Annotated in this window: 16 protein-coding genes; 6 read left to right on the top strand and 10 right to left on the bottom strand. The window is 36.3% G+C overall.

Annotated elements, in window-relative coordinates; translation table 11 throughout:
* Positions 1–11: 11 nt before the first annotated feature.
* A complete protein-coding gene (locus tag ACFJGY_RS03135) occupies positions 12–2,294 on the top strand; it encodes a TonB-dependent receptor domain-containing protein (protein ID WP_379968039.1) in 2,283 nt (760 codons plus the stop codon).
* Between the two features lie 169 nt (positions 2,295–2,463).
* On the opposite strand, the gene ACFJGY_RS03130 is transcribed toward ACFJGY_RS03135, so the two are convergent.
* Complete coding sequence (locus ACFJGY_RS03130) at positions 2,464–3,189, bottom strand: hypothetical protein (RefSeq protein WP_379968037.1); 726 nt, start codon at positions 3,187–3,189, stop codon at positions 2,464–2,466.
* A 483-nt stretch (positions 3,190–3,672) separates the two neighbouring features.
* Between ACFJGY_RS03130 and ACFJGY_RS03125 the strand changes: the two genes are divergently transcribed.
* The 3 genes from ACFJGY_RS03125 to ACFJGY_RS03115 all read left to right on the top strand — a co-directional run bounded on the left by ACFJGY_RS03125 (position 3,673) and on the right by ACFJGY_RS03115 (position 5,887).
* Positions 3,673–4,500, top strand: a complete 828-nt coding sequence (locus ACFJGY_RS03125) for a GLPGLI family protein (RefSeq protein ID WP_379968035.1) — start codon at positions 3,673–3,675, stop codon at positions 4,498–4,500.
* Between the two features lie 149 nt (positions 4,501–4,649).
* The gene (locus ACFJGY_RS03120) at positions 4,650–5,201 is read left to right on the top strand and encodes a dihydrofolate reductase family protein (RefSeq protein ID WP_379968033.1); all 552 of its coding nucleotides are present in this window, start codon (positions 4,650–4,652) and stop codon (positions 5,199–5,201) included.
* Positions 5,202–5,521: 320 nt separating this feature from the next.
* On the top strand, positions 5,522–5,887 hold the full coding sequence (locus ACFJGY_RS03115) for a helix-turn-helix domain-containing protein (protein ID WP_379968031.1): 366 nt from the start codon (positions 5,522–5,524) through the stop codon (positions 5,885–5,887).
* 282 nt (positions 5,888–6,169) lie between these two features.
* Here ACFJGY_RS03115 and ACFJGY_RS03110 read toward each other — a convergent pair whose 3' ends face one another.
* From ACFJGY_RS03110 to ACFJGY_RS03080, 7 genes are all read right to left on the bottom strand, one after another.
* On the bottom strand, positions 6,170–6,412 hold the full coding sequence (locus tag ACFJGY_RS03110) for a hypothetical protein (RefSeq protein WP_379968029.1): 243 nt from the start codon (positions 6,410–6,412) through the stop codon (positions 6,170–6,172).
* An 85-nt stretch (positions 6,413–6,497) separates the two neighbouring features.
* On the bottom strand, positions 6,498–6,764 hold the full coding sequence (locus ACFJGY_RS03105; RefSeq protein ID WP_379968027.1) for a hypothetical protein: 267 nt from the start codon (positions 6,762–6,764) through the stop codon (positions 6,498–6,500).
* A 48-nt stretch (positions 6,765–6,812) separates the two neighbouring features.
* Positions 6,813–7,028: a hypothetical protein gene (locus ACFJGY_RS03100; RefSeq protein ID WP_379968025.1), complete on the bottom strand. Its 216-nt coding sequence runs from the start codon at positions 7,026–7,028 to the stop codon at positions 6,813–6,815.
* Between the two features lie 21 nt (positions 7,029–7,049).
* Entirely contained in the window at positions 7,050–7,580 is a 531-nt protein-coding gene (locus ACFJGY_RS03095) for a hypothetical protein (RefSeq protein WP_379968023.1), read from the bottom strand.
* 2 nt (positions 7,581–7,582) lie between these two features.
* Entirely contained in the window at positions 7,583–8,038 is a 456-nt protein-coding gene (locus ACFJGY_RS03090) for a hypothetical protein (protein ID WP_379968021.1), read from the bottom strand.
* 96 nt (positions 8,039–8,134) lie between these two features.
* A complete protein-coding gene (locus ACFJGY_RS03085; RefSeq protein ID WP_379968019.1) occupies positions 8,135–8,521 on the bottom strand; it encodes an Imm63 family immunity protein in 387 nt (128 codons plus the stop codon).
* An 8-nt stretch (positions 8,522–8,529) separates the two neighbouring features.
* Complete coding sequence (locus ACFJGY_RS03080; protein ID WP_379970093.1) at positions 8,530–9,453, bottom strand: glycohydrolase toxin TNT-related protein; 924 nt, start codon at positions 9,451–9,453, stop codon at positions 8,530–8,532.
* Between the two features lie 394 nt (positions 9,454–9,847).
* On the opposite strand from ACFJGY_RS03080, the gene ACFJGY_RS03075 reads away from it, so the two are divergent.
* Both ACFJGY_RS03075 and ACFJGY_RS03070 read left to right on the top strand, forming a co-directional pair.
* Positions 9,848–10,507, top strand: a complete 660-nt coding sequence (locus tag ACFJGY_RS03075) for a hypothetical protein (protein WP_379968017.1) — start codon at positions 9,848–9,850, stop codon at positions 10,505–10,507.
* Positions 10,508–11,384: 877 nt separating this feature from the next.
* Positions 11,385–11,618: a hypothetical protein gene (locus tag ACFJGY_RS03070; RefSeq protein WP_379968015.1), complete on the top strand. Its 234-nt coding sequence runs from the start codon at positions 11,385–11,387 to the stop codon at positions 11,616–11,618.
* A 297-nt stretch (positions 11,619–11,915) separates the two neighbouring features.
* Here ACFJGY_RS03070 and ACFJGY_RS03065 read toward each other — a convergent pair whose 3' ends face one another.
* Positions 11,916–12,854 (bottom strand): tyrosine-type recombinase/integrase, encoded by a 939-nt coding sequence (locus ACFJGY_RS03065; protein WP_379968013.1) that lies wholly within the window; start codon positions 12,852–12,854, stop codon positions 11,916–11,918.
* Positions 12,855–12,859: 5 nt separating this feature from the next.
* On the bottom strand, positions 12,860–13,552 hold the full coding sequence (locus ACFJGY_RS03060; protein WP_379968011.1) for a tyrosine-type recombinase/integrase: 693 nt from the start codon (positions 13,550–13,552) through the stop codon (positions 12,860–12,862).
* Positions 13,553–14,458 lie beyond the last annotated feature (906 nt).

Raw genomic sequence — 14,458 nt, 5'->3', positions numbered from 1 at the left:
AATAATAAACTATGAAATCTAAAGTAATCATCGCAGCTATATTTTTCTCAGGGATTTATATGAACGCCCAGGAAAAGCCGAAAACAGATTCTGCCGCCACAAAAAACATAGAAGCTGTTACGATCACAAAACAAGTCTTCAAAAAGGAAAGTGACCGTTTCGTTTATGATGTTGCCGCATCTCCTGTTGCTAAAGGAAATACTGCTTTCAATATCCTGAAACAAACGCCTTTGGTTTCTTCAACAGATGATAAAACCTTGAAGATCATTGGGAAAAATAACGCAGTCATTTTCATAAACGGTAGAAAAACCAATATGGATGCCGAGTCACTGACTCAATTCCTGAAAAATACGCCGGCTGAAAATATCCAGAAAATCGAAGTGATCACTTTGCCGGGAAGTGAATATCAGGTAGAATCTTCCGACGGAATCATCAACATCGTTCTGAAGAAAAAAATGACGGACGGACTGAATGGGAATATGAGAATGGGAAATTCCCAAAGTTATTACAACTCTTCCTACGCCGGACTTTCGCTCAACTACAGAAAGGACAAGCTGGGAATCAGCTCCAACATCAATACGAGCCAGAATATTCAGGAGCAATATTATATCCTGAGAAACGGAAACGATAAATCCAGCAATCAGTCAGAAGGCAGGGTTTCTGATCCTAATAAAAACCTTGGAGGTTACTTAAATATTGATTATCAACTGAATGACAACAGCAATCTGGCTTTGACCTATAACTCCTGGGCAAACAAAAGCAATGGTTCTACATCCAATCTTTTCAACACGGTAAAAAGTATGAATGCAGGCCAGCAGGAAACCAATTACAACTATACAAAAAACCTGGAAAATGCCCGTTCCTACAACAATTCACTGAACCTGAATTACGAATGGAAAACGGATTCTCTTGGAAGTAAAGTGAACCTGAATGCGGCTTATCTTAACTACAAACGTTTCCAGAATGCTGATAATATTACTTATGGTTCCGATGCATTTCAGAATCTGGGAAATAAAATGATACAGATCAGTCAAAGCACGCCACAAGTCATCAATAACTTCTCATTCTTAGGAGATTACATCAAGAAATTTAAAAATGATTTTACAGTTTCTGCCGGTGGAAATTTTAACAAAACAAAAACCGACAATGATACAAAAAGTTCAACTTCTATTTTTGATCAGGACGGCAATCTAGCAGAATTGTTTGACGGCCAGGGGAATAAAATAGACAACCCGAAATTAGCACCGAATCACTTTATCTATGACGAGAATATCTATGGACTTTATCTGACCCTTGAAAAGAAATTTTCTGACAAATTCTCCGGAAAGATCGGATCCCGATATGAGATCACAAACAGTGTCGGAACCTCGGATAATCCCACAACGCCGGCGCTTGGCAGGATCGAAAGAGATTACAATAACTTTTTGCCTTATGTGAGCCTGAACTATGCCATCAATGACAAGAATAACATCTCTTACGCCTTCTCCAGCAGAATGAGAAGACCAAGCTTCTGGGAACTGAATCCCGTGAAAAACATCCTGACGGACGTCAATTATACTCAGAATAACCCTTTTGTAAAAGCGTCTTCTGTTTATACCAATGAGTTCACCTATATGTTTAAGAATTCTTATTTCCTGATCTTCAACCATTCTTTATCAAAAGATGTGATTACACAGGTTCCTTTGCAAAGAGAGGTGGTAAAAGATGGTGTCACCACCAAAGAATTGCGATACATCAGAACCAACTTTGGCGATAAACAGGAAATGTCTCTGATGCTGGGAATGCAGAAAAACTTCTTCAAACAGTATCTTACGACCAATTTCAACATCGGAGTACAGAGAAATGTGAACAACGGCTTCCTGAATACGGATCCATTGACAGGCGATGTTTTTCCGGATTATGTCAACAGAATAAAATCCAACAGCTTGCTGATCCAGACCAATAACACGATAAGACTGGACAAAAAGAAAACCTGGTTCCTTGGCGTCAACTATTGGTATGTTGATAACCAGCAGATCGAAATCGGGTATCTCAAATCTCTGATGAGCCTGGACACCAACATCAAAAAAGTATGGAATGACTGGACCTTTACTCTGGAGATCTATGACCTTCTGAAAACAAATAAAGTGGTCATCACCGATCAGCAGGAAAACGGGAACTTCAATTACATCAATCAAAACCAATATAACCAAAGCGTGAACTTCAGCATAACTTATAATTTCGGGAACAAAAAAGTTAAGAAAATAAGAGATATAGACAGCGCAGACAAAGACATTAAAAACCGCACCAGATAACAAATCATTATAATCAAGTTAAATTTTTCAATCGAAACCCCCGGGAATATTCTCCGGGGGTTTTTAGTGTTGTCTTTTCCGGATAACACATATCTCACTCACTTTCTATAAAACCAAAGCCGCTTCAGAAATTCTGAAGCGGCTTTTTTCAGGTCTGTGATTTTTAAAATTATTCTACCCAAAGTCTCACACTCACAGGAAGCGTCCCCGGATTCTTTACGATAAGATAAGTTCCGGCAGCGGCAAGATTCTCTGCAAGCCGGGATCTTGTTTCTCCTCCCGACAGCAAAACCGGATCCGGTCCTTCCGTAGTTTCTGTGGTGCTGAGGCTGAAGGCGACTGCCTGATCGCCCATATTCTGGATGGTATAAAAAGTAGTTATGCTGTAAGCATCGGCATGATGCAATGCAACCAATGAACCCGGCAGAATATCCTTTAGTACAGTCGGTTTGCTTGCAGAACCATTGATGTCTATCGCTCTTGCACTTTGATACAGATTATAGAGAGACGCATTGCTCAGCTCATAGCTGCGCATCACCACATCCAGCTTTTCTTCGAACAGAGTGCGCATCTGGTCTATGATCTCGGGGATTCTTTTGTTGTCATTTTTTCTCTGGTCAAGTGCCAGGGTCGGGTTGGTAATGACATCCACAAAAGTGGTGAGAGCGGTAGTGAGTGCCGTCACATCTGCCGTTGCAGCGCCATAAGGCGCCATAGCTGTGGCATTGGTCTGTCCAAGATCGCGGATGATGGTGGCCTGGGTGACCAGTTCTTCCTCACTGATGCTGTACCAGCTGCTGCTGGAAAAGTCGGCGCGTTTCTTTAAAATCAAATCGCCGTTTACGGCAGCTAAAGAAGCTACTGCATTGCTGATTTTGAGGGCCAGGGACTCCACATTCTTGCGTTTTAATGCTTTGTCCAGCGAGTAGCCGGTAAGATCGGCACGGCTGCCGGTATCTGCTGAGATCAGCGTGGTAATAAGTGTTGAAAGCTGGGTGTAAAGTCCTGCAAGTGCAGGGATGGCTGCCATTGCAGCAGTGTTGCGGGCATAGAAATTCTTGGTTTTCAGCGCCATTGCAAAATAAGATTCTTCATCACGTGTCATAATATTTTTTTAGGTTGTTAACAAACCAAATATATCAAAAACACAAATATTATTTATGAATTTATTTAATATTTTTTACTTAAATCAAATATTATAATTCGTATTTAACATAAAATTCTAATTTTAATGTTATTTTTATTGAATAATTGTTAAAAATAAATAATTTTAATTTGTTATTTTACATCAATAATCAGAAATGAGGAGAAATTGGATATAAGTAATGGTTATTTTTAAGTTATAATATATAGTAAACAAACATTAAAACTATTTCATATGAAAACATTTATTTTAATTTGCACCCTTAGTTTTGGATCAGTTACCGCCCAGACTCATCGTTTTATTTATGAATTTAAATTTAAAACAAATCCAACACAAACAGAATTTACAAAAGAAAATATGACGCTGGATGTAAATCCTGAAAACGTCAAATTTTATAATTATCACTACGTTACAATTGATTCAACCAATATTACAAAAGGGCAAAATAGTCAACTTTGGGATACTTCTACCCCTGTTGTTATCCGAACAAAAAATTCCAGCATACATAGCAACTACATATTAATCAATGATGTATTTTTTTTCGATACTGAAGATAAAATAAATTGGAATCTAAGTAATGAAACCAAAAAATTCGAGAACTACATTTTACAGAAAGCTACCGCAACTTTTGGTGGAAGAAACTGGATTGCCTGGTTTTCCAAAGAAATCGATATTCCTGAAGGCCCCTACAAATTCCGAGGCTTACCTGGGATGATTTTTCAAATATATAATGACCAAAATAATTTTGATTTTACTTTGGTAAAAAGTTTTAAACTGACTTCTACTTATAAAACGCCTTTCGTTGAAAGATTTTATGGTCAAAAACCTATAAAAACGACCCAGGAAAACATTAATCAAATGTTGATGATCGAGTATAAAGATCCATATCACGATACCCGTGAACAATTCAATAAAAATCCAAATCAGACCTATAGCATTAATGGTGTTGATATTAAAGATATTAGTCAGTTTAAAGAATTGACTGAATCAAGACAAAAGTATATGAGGGAACATAACAATCCTATCGAAATAGATAAGGCATTGATATATCCTTTGAAATAAAAACTTAACCTTCATTTTTTAGAGTAAATTATAGTGAAATTCTTATATCACAGATTCGCAATCTGTATCTTATTTGAAAAAAAACTAACACAAAGCTTTTAAACCTCAGCAGTCATTATATGATAATCCAAAACACCACCACATAACCTATGACAAAAGTAATCGCAGCATTCAACATGACACTGGACGGCGTTTGCGACCATACGGCAGGCATTGCAGATGAAGGACTGCACCAGCATTACGCTGATTTGATCGATCAGGCAGATGTGATATTATATGGCCGGACAACCTATCAGCTGATGCAATTCTGGCAGGAGCTTGTGGAAAAACCTTCCGGTGAAAAATCAATGGACGAGTTTGCGCGTTCAATAGACAAAATACCCAAACTTGTTTTCTCAACCACACTGAAAGACACGGGTTGGGACAGTGCAAAACTGGCCGGCAAATCTCTTGTGGATGAAGTTCTGCAGCTTAAACAGCAATCAGAAAAGGACATTCTTATCGGAAGCCGGAGTTTGATTATTCAGCTTTTGAACAGTCATCTGATTGATGAATTTCAAATCTGTATTCACCCTGTTATCGAAGGGAAAGGACTAAAACTATTTGACGAAATCAAAGACAGGATTACGTTAAAACTCATCAAAACAAAATTGCTGAATTCTGGTGCAGCCGTATTTTATTACGAGCCAACACGGGAATAGAGAGCCAAGGTTGTTCTATTGATTGATGCTCCCATTAAACATTCTACACTAACATTCCGGTTTTCCAGGAGACTCACATCTGAAAAAAACCATCTATAATACTACTCGACCCATCTGTAATACCACTCCGGTAGTCTGTAACACTAGTCGGCTAATCTGTAACACTAGTCTGCTAATCTGTAACACTACTCCGGCACGCTGTAATACTACTCCGGTAGTCTGTAACACCAGTCGGGCAATCTGTAATACTACTCCGGCGGTCTGTATTACCACTATCCCAAAATCTATGTATATTTACCTTAATAAAAACACAAATAGATATGTTAAGAAAAAAACGCGGGAACCTACGGCCTTCCCAAAGCAGCCTTGTGCTACACCTTGCTCCTATCCTGACACTCCGACAGATCACATTTCCGTATGCTTTTCTCACAAAGGCAGGTATCAACGGAAAGTCCGCACAGAAAATGCTGAATGGCGAAGCGGTGCAGATCAACTTCCGGCAATTGACGGCCCTCTGCCAAATCCTCGACTGTACCCCGAATGACCTTTTTGCAAGGCGCGACCTGCAGCCTGCCGAAGGTCATCAGCTCAACAAACTGCAAGATCTGCAGGCGCCACTAATAGATCCCAAAGATTTCTACAAAGGAAAAAGCCCGGAAGAGATCCGGGCCATGGGAGGGTTGTAAACAAGGCACGAATTTCAATCTGCACTATCAGATATGTTTTTCTGCAAAAATAAACGAGGGTAGACTTATCTACCCTCGTTATTAATATTTCTTGTTTAGTATTTTAATTGATTTTTCAATAGGTTAATGCTTATAATTATTGGTATCACTAAGTTTGGAACATTACCAAGGTGCATTGCACAATTTGATAGCATCCCGCCACCTGCAAAACCTAACTACATCAGGAATGAAAAAAGCACGGATTGCAAATCCGCGCTATCGTGTTCTAATTCTGTCAAAAAATTACAGCATCCCCATTTGATAAAATAAATAAGCAATTCCTATGGACAATATACTAAATACACTAAGTCCAACGAAAAAATTATAAAATCCTTGTCCGAAACTGTCTAATACATCTGACTTATTATTTTCTAAATCTTTCTTTTGTAAATCTTTATTAAAAATTTTAAAAAAATAATATCTTGTATTTACTCCTAAAAAATTAATAATTAAACCTCTAATTATTATTTCAAATAAAGCTTCCATAAATTTTTTCTTATTGGGTTGAGCTGTATTCCTTAATTCTGCTCTATCTTATTCAATATAGTTATTAGAAAAAGCTTTGTCAATTTTATCTATTCTTATATTTTAAAAGCAGTTTTTGTAATTCTTCAACCACATTACGATCTCCATCATAACTATCTCTTAAGAAATAGAGAATTCCATCCGCCTCTATTGAAAAATCCGAAATATTGCGAATTTCTGAAAGGCTTTCAATTAAAATTTTATATGACTGGTTATATCCATCAGTTAGATAATAGGCCTCATTTATTCTATTTATTATATTTTGCAGCTTGTGAGTGAAGATTTCTTCTTCTGGTAATGCCGATTTATCCATCGATTTAATTTGATATTTATTGCTAACTAATAAATTTTTTTATCAAATTCAACAATCTCTTCTCCAATATAAATCAACTGTTGCACTATCTATTATATATCTCGTCAAAGCTCCTTTCTTATATAATCTATTATTAAAATCATATTGATTTAATATGTCTAAAAGCTTTAATATAGATTTTCCATGATTACCATTTAATTCTAAAACGCTTTCTAATAAAGTTCTTAATGTTTCTTTAAGCTTTATAAAAATTTCTTTTTTCATTGTCTTACTTAATTAGGCAATCTAAGTGTATTTTCTTTTTAATTCTACAATTTTAGAATCATATTCGAATTGATATTTTTCATCCTTATTTTTAGAATACATTTTATAGGGCTCTCGATTTATGTTTTGATTTTTCCTTGCAATAATAAATTTTGCTAAATTACCCTGTAAAAAATCTGCACCAATATTTTCAAGATCTTCAAGAGCATTATTTAGAATTTCTTTTACATCACTAATATTTTCAATAGTATAATACCCCGCTTGAGAAGAAGGATTACTAAGTTGTCCTATTCTCCAAAGAGCAGTAGAATTCCAGTCACTTTCTGGAAAATCCAGACTGCCTTCCCCTAAAATAATTCTAAAATAGTATGGAAAATCCCGAGGATGAAAACTTACTTCAAATTTCACATATAAATCCTCTTTTCTGTATATAAATTCTATATAGTTTTTCTCCAATTGTTCATTAGAAAGTTTAAAATCATATTTAGACAATAAAATATCGGAATTTAACTTTACTAGATTAAATGTACTTGTAAGGTCTTGTTTTTTCATAATTAATAGCCATTTAAATTTATCGTTGGATAATTTCTTTGCTTTAAAATTTCTTGTTCTATCTGATAGAAAGGACTTCTATTAGGTCGGTTAACATCTACACCTATATCATAAACTTTATAACCCTTATCAATTTTAGAATTAAGCCAAGCTGAATTCCTTGCTTTAGCAGCCGTTAATTCAAAATCTGTCATATTTTTCCCAAAATTTTTGCTCCAAGCCTGATACCATTTTGCGTTTATCCCTTCCGATTGCAAATATTTAGTAGCAAGTTTAATTCTTCCCATCCCTTCTCCTAAAACAATTGCTTTTTCTGCTCCCAATTCCGCTTTCACAATATTAGGATTGTGGGTGATAACTAAAGCAGCAGCACCTAAAGCAAGAGCTCCATATTTGTTTTCCGGTTTCACATCAGCCAGTGCAAGTCCCAGCACCTCCCAGACACTGTCCATCATCATTACACCTCCTTCATTGCAATAGGAACAAATTTTAGGGATAAAAGCAGGCAGCTCTGGAGGGGGTGGCATCCAAGCTCCAATAGTAGGAGGATATTTTTATAATTTTAAATAGTCATTATGTTCAATTTTTAACGTTTTTGCCCATTCAGAATTTAATTTTGCTATTAATTCTTCTTGTTTTTTAAATAATAATATTCTAAAATCTTGACCTTCAATTCTATTATTTAATTCATATTTTATTGCCATTTCAAAAGTAATATCTTTGAAAATTCTAAATAACAATTCACTTTCATTTCTAAATAAAATCCTCTCATACTCTACGCCACGTTCTCTTATAACATAGTAGAAAACATCCCCCATACCCATATCTATGTAAGGTTTAGCAAAATCATTTGATTCATTTACTTCTGGTATTAAACTATGTGGAGTTCTAATTTTATCTGCGAGAAGTCTCATCTTGTTTTTTAAGTCTTGCATTTTCATAATATTTATTAAGGTATTGGCATTATATATCCTCCCATTATTAGTTCATTTGCGTTTAAAAATGGCGAATAATATTGAACTCCTGTTCCCATTTTTCCAAATGCTGGTGCAATATTAGATGTTTGAACAGTAAATGGTTTAACGACTTGGAATTTATTAAGCGTTCCAATATTATCAGGAGGCAAGGCTCTCATTACCTTTGGAGTATTTATTGGAGAGAAATACTTGCCTGTTCCTAAACCATATCTATCAATTTGAGTTCCAGCCTTTAAAGTTGTTTCTGTCCAACTGCCTAAAGCTCCACCATTTGCTGGATAATAATGAGCTAATGCTGTTATTTCTGCTCTCTCAGCAGCTAATTCCACTTTCGCAATATTGGGACTACGTGTAACAACAATAGCAGCAGTCGCCAATGCCATTGCAGCATATTTGTTTTCAGGTTTAACATCAGCCAGTGAAAGTCCCAGAACCTCCCAGACACTGTCCATCATCATTACACCGCCTTCATTACAATGCCAACAAACTTTAGAGGGCTCGGGAAGATGTTGGCTTGGTGTGATGCTAGCAGGAAAAAAATTACCAGGTGCATTGCACATTGCACAATTTGAAGGCATCCCACCAGCAAAGCCTGCCGATTGAATTGTCAAGGGCTTTTCCTGAGTAATAACAACTTCCTGTATCTGTGTTTCTTTTTCCCCACCTGGAAGTGTCTTGATTGATGCAGCCCCAGGAGGAAGTGGATCTTCGCCAATCATCCCAGTCGGGTCATTAAAGAAAATAGGATTGTTATAAGTGTAAGCATAAGGCTGGAAAGTTATTTCGGCAAGCGGGTCATATTGACCCCATCTACCAATATCCGGCATATAAAACCTCGCGCCATAATCATACATTCCGGTCTCCTGTAGTTCTTTACCGTTGTACTTGTAGTTTATAGAACTTAGACAAAAATCTGTACCTCCTTTCGTTCACTCTTGTCCTGATTTTTAATCACTTGATTTTTACCCTTAGTATGTTTTGCACACCAATAAAAATTAATATTATTTACATCTTCTCTATCAGGACGGTAACAAATTTACTATTTTCCTGATAATCATACAATAATGTAAAGTTTTTTTTGTTACTTTTGTATGCAACGCCAATATTTGCACTTTTGCTTACTTCTCTGATATGTAACCTTTTAACCCACATATTATGAGCAGACAAAAAGGCATTATTAAATTAGTAGGTAATATTGGAGGGATGTCATTCTACACCTCCAACGGCGAGTACCTTGCCAGAACAGCCGGAGGACCTACCAAAGAACAGATTAACAACGGAGCTAACTTCGTGCGAACCCGGGAGAACAATAAAGAGTTCGGAGGTTCTGCGAAGGTTTCTAAAGCTCTGAGAACCGCTTTGAGCGGTGTAGTCCAGACTATGGGCGGAAGCACCTTAGCCGCCAGGCTTACAGCCATATTCAAAAGCATCAACAGCAAAGCCGAAGGCATAAGAGGGCAAAGACCTATTGCGCTGACCACCAGCAAAGAGATGCTAAGGGGATTCGAACTTAACGAGAAGATTAGCTTTACCAGCGTTTTCAATGCGCCGTACGAAGTGGAAGCCAACGCAGAGCGTACAGCGGTATCCGTAGAGATTCCAAGTTTTGTTCCTATCAATTTCATCAAGGCTCCGGCAGGCGCTACAAAGTTTCGTCTGGTACTGGCGTGCGGACTGGTTTCCGATTACAGCTTTGACGAGAGTACTCGTAACTACGAACCCGATAATCCTATTCAAAATGCTTTGGGCACTACTGCCGCAGGAGAGTTAACCTCTGTTGGCAGCGCACCTGCGACCTTTTCTCTGGAAGCAACCATACCGAATAAAATAACCCCTGACAGCGATGTAAGTGTAGTGACCTGTTTAGGCATTGAGTTTTACCAAGAAGTAAGCGGAACGGATTATTTACTGTCCCAAGGTAATACGATGCAGATAATTGGCGTTTTCTAAACAGTTTCAAAGCTTCTTTGTATAGTAAGCCCTCTCAGATGAGAGGGTTTTTATTTTGCCTTTATTTTTCGCTGTGCCATCTTAGCACCGCAGGAGTCCATAGGGAGCTGGTGGGCATACCGATGGCTCTTGTTAACTTATCTTCGGCTCGTATTCGGAACATTTACGGGATATCTCCATTTTCAATCGGTAAATTCAGAGCTTCATAAAAAAGTGTGTAGTTTTTCTAAACACTTAAGTTAAGCAAAAAGTTTTTCAACTAATAGCTGATATATATTTGTAAAAAAAGATTTTTCGTTTTCGTGTAACACATTTTTAAAAGAGACTTTACTTTTTTTACAAAATAAATTATATTTTAAATATGGATAATTTAATTACCCTTCTAGCCCTGCTTTTTTTAGTTATTATTGCAATGACAGGTTTTGTTATTGCAGTCAGTAGCACTAAAAAGCAAAAAAAGTGATTGCCAATAATAGTAACAATCACTTTATTCGATTTTATTTTTAATAACCCACCCCGCCAGGTGGGTTATTATTTTACAAAGATATATTTTATTATCGATTCTTTTTGTGGTTCAGGTGGTTTCGTTGTCGCTGTTGTTGTGGATGTTAAAATGTGGGTAAAATAGCGGTGGGATTCGCTTTGGCTTTATCCACATTTTAACATCTGTGGCTCTTCTATTCGGGGATATTCCATCTATTCGGAGTTGTCACTATGCGGCTGGGCATTTTTTCCTTTGAACGGGCGGGAAGCGTTGGCAGAAAAAGTCTTTTTCCGTGGCTGGGAGGATTCAGGGAAGGTGTTGGCTAGATGCGGCTGCTGCGTAGTTTTTTTCAAAAAACGGAGCAACGGAAAGCATTTAACATAATCCCAAATTATGGGCAAAGATGGTGCTGGCTTGCACGTAACGCAGCTTCAGCGGAGTGGAGGGCAATGGTTTGCGTTGGCAATTGCGCATAATTTTGATTATGTTATTTGCTGTGGCATTAAAGCGTTGGGCAAGCTCGGCAAGGCGTCGGAGGAAAATGTCTTTTTTAGCTGTGGGGGCGGGATATTATTTAAAAATGCTGGCGGCTGGCTTTTTCATTTTATTTTTTTATTATATTTGTGATATGGACTTCTGGACAATCATTGGTATCATTTCTTCTGTTTTAGGGATTTTTTCTTTCCTAAAGAATGATATTATGTCCTTTATTTCTCTTTTAAAAAACGTATTATTAGTTTCGTTTTCTTTAGGAGAAGGTAATATAAAAAAAACCTTTTTTTAGGCGCCTAAATCTTTTAAACGCTATTTAAAGACCTTTTAAACGCCATTTAAATTTTCATTCCTTCTTTTTGTTCGCAAAAACATATTTTACTCATATTCTTGATGTATAAAATTGAGGTTTATGTTAGCAAAAAATTGACTTTATTGGAGCGGATGGTATTGGTTTATTTCAGTTTGTAAATCATCTATATCATTTACTAGATAAAGTTCTGTGGAGTAAATATTTTTATGCCCTGCCTTATACTGTACCTGTCTTAGATTGTATTTTTTCAGCCAATTTATAATCACGGAGGTTCTGATGTGTTGCAGATTGATAAGTTTTGGATATTGTTCTTTTAATTCTGATGTCAGCCGTTTAAATATATGTAAGGTTTCATCAGATTCTGTTTTGGTTTTCCCTGATGGTGGCATACTTAGGAAGAGTTTCTTTGTTTGCGTATCGTTTTGATATTTTAATAATTCTGCTCTTGTCTTATATTGGTATTCCATTAAATCCATTATCTGGTGGGATTTGAGTTCCAGTGTTCTGTCCCTGCCTATTCTTCCGCCTCTGATGTCTATTTTACCAGCCCGTAAATCCAGGTCTTCTAATAATATTCTTCCAATTTCTGCCGTCGTTATTCCCTGATAAACCAGTAATCCTAAAATCACTTTGTTTCTTTCCCTGCTTATCCTATAATTATCAAACCAGTTGTGATGGCTTCTTTTATCGTCCACTTTGGGGATTTCGTAGTTCTGATAGATATTTTGCAATTCCTGCATTGTAATGCTCGGATATACTCTTTGCTTTACTGTTCCTTTTATTTTTATTCTCTTTGCCGGATTATCTGTTCTTTCCCCTGTTTCTATCTGATATTCGAAGAAGTGTTTTATTGCATATATCCTTAGTTTCTTTGTTGCCTGGGATAATTCATTTTTCTGTAAACTTTGCAGATACATCATTATTTCTTTTTCTGTACAGTTCTCTATTTCGGTATTGTCTTTATCTAAGAATGATATAAAATTCATTGTATGCATATAGTACATTTCCCTTGTAGAAGGAGATAGCTCTATATTTTGTAAGTAGTTTTTAAAATCCATCGTTCCTATGCTTCTTCAATTAAATGTGTATATATTTCTGTACTGTCTAAACAGCTGTGTCCTAAAAATTTCTGAACTTTCTGTATATCCATTCCTCCGGCTAATAAGTGCGTTGCTATACTGTGCCTTAAACTGTGCAATGCGATATGTTTTTCTTTGAGTTTTACGCTTTCACTTTGAAGGATTATTCTTTTTAATCGGTTTCCCAACGTGCTTCCGCAAACTGGTCTCCCTAAACTGCTGATAAATAAACGGGATTCCGTTTTGTCTTTCAACAAAATCATCCTGTATTCATACATCCATAATTTCAAACAGTCTTTTACAGTATTGTTAAAAGGGATTAATCTCTGCTTATTTCCTTTTCCTTTTTTCACAATAAGTATCTGTGTGTCCAGATTGATGTCGTCTAAACATAATGCCCTGCCTTCACTATTTCTTAATCCACAACCATAATATACTGCTAAAATGACTTTATCCTGATAATTAAGTGCTTCCTGTTTTGGTGTGATACATTCCTGTTCATCAATGATTTTGTACAGCTCCTTTATTTCTTCTACACTTAATATCTCTCTTTTCATCTTTTCTATTTCCAGTCTCCGGAGGTTGATTTCGGGTAGATTCTTCACGCCTTTGTGCCGTAAAAATTCAAAGAACTTTTCCAGTGATACCAGCTGGGAGTTGATATAATGACTGCTCAATGCTTATATCCTTAAAACCGATTTGCAGGAAAAATTTAAAAAGTAAAATATAAATCCATTACTGTCAAAAAACATAAACCGCCTATTTCAGGCGGTTTTTTTATGTCCTTTCGTAACCCAATAAGCAAAACGTCCTTTGCAACCATCCTGATTTACCTTTAGGGCGGATGATTGGATTTTATGTTTTCGTGTAACACATCCTCAGAAAATACTGTGGGAAATTTGTACCGGATATAACACCTTAAAAGTAATCCGTCCTATTCCGGGGGTTAAACCCTGGTGCGTAAATAATTGGGATGAAAACAGAGTTTTCAAAGGCTTAAAAAAGTGTCCTTTCGCACGTAAAAGCCTTTCTATTCATTTGTTTCCGAACAATACAGGACACAGGACATAATTGATTGAACAGTATGGAAATTTTTGATTTTAACAACCTATATATATTAATTAAAATGAGCATCATTTTTACATTCATCATTGCAATGTCCATCTTTTTATGTATTCAAAAAGACTTTTGAATGCAGGGACGAGACCAACTTCGGTTTGCAAAACCGATTGATTGGTAAGATTTGGCACAAGAAAAAGCCAAAGGAGAATAACAACAAAGCCACTCAATGAGTGGCTTTTTGTTTACAATATCGAGCTATCGAGATTTTGTTATTAATTTTTCTCTTATTAGTTGTGTAATTAGAAAGCTAATTACAGCAATAATATAAATATTTCTTTGTCTCTCATATATAATAGCCCAATATATAATAGGTCCACTAATTATTATCCATTGTAATAACAGTTTTAATTTTAAATTACTTTGATTAGGAACTATTAAGATTAAATCTAAAACTATAAGTAATAAAATAAAACCTATCCAAAACATTAAACCATATAGGAGTACCAAAAGTATTGCAGCAA

The sequence above is a fragment of the Epilithonimonas sp. UC225_85 genome (assembly GCF_042695135.1).
In the GTDB taxonomy this organism is placed as follows: domain Bacteria; phylum Bacteroidota; class Bacteroidia; order Flavobacteriales; family Weeksellaceae; genus Epilithonimonas.
The sequence above is the reverse complement of the archived record's forward strand: the minus strand, read 5'-3'. Positions and strand labels throughout refer to the sequence as shown.

Coding starts and splice junctions, on each gene's coding strand:
- ACFJGY_RS03135 (WP_379968039.1), top strand. CDS start 12: ATGAAATCTAAAGTAATCATCGCAGCTATATTTTTCTCAGGGATTTAT.
- ACFJGY_RS03125 (WP_379968035.1), top strand. CDS start 3,673: ATGAAAACATTTATTTTAATTTGCACCCTTAGTTTTGGATCAGTTACC.
- ACFJGY_RS03120 (WP_379968033.1), top strand. CDS start 4,650: ATGACAAAAGTAATCGCAGCATTCAACATGACACTGGACGGCGTTTGC.
- ACFJGY_RS03115 (WP_379968031.1), top strand. CDS start 5,522: ATGTTAAGAAAAAAACGCGGGAACCTACGGCCTTCCCAAAGCAGCCTT.
- ACFJGY_RS03110 (WP_379968029.1), bottom strand. CDS start 6,412: ATGGAAGCTTTATTTGAAATAATAATTAGAGGTTTAATTATTAATTTT.
- ACFJGY_RS03105 (WP_379968027.1), bottom strand. CDS start 6,764: ATGGATAAATCGGCATTACCAGAAGAAGAAATCTTCACTCACAAGCTG.
- ACFJGY_RS03100 (WP_379968025.1), bottom strand. CDS start 7,028: ATGAAAAAAGAAATTTTTATAAAGCTTAAAGAAACATTAAGAACTTTA.
- ACFJGY_RS03095 (WP_379968023.1), bottom strand. CDS start 7,580: ATGAAAAAACAAGACCTTACAAGTACATTTAATCTAGTAAAGTTAAAT.
- ACFJGY_RS03090 (WP_379968021.1), bottom strand. CDS start 8,038: ATGATGATGGACAGTGTCTGGGAGGTGCTGGGACTTGCACTGGCTGAT.
- ACFJGY_RS03085 (WP_379968019.1), bottom strand. CDS start 8,521: ATGAAAATGCAAGACTTAAAAAACAAGATGAGACTTCTCGCAGATAAA.
- ACFJGY_RS03070 (WP_379968015.1), top strand. CDS start 11,385: ATGGGCAAAGATGGTGCTGGCTTGCACGTAACGCAGCTTCAGCGGAGT.
- ACFJGY_RS03065 (WP_379968013.1), bottom strand. CDS start 12,854: ATGGATTTTAAAAACTACTTACAAAATATAGAGCTATCTCCTTCTACA.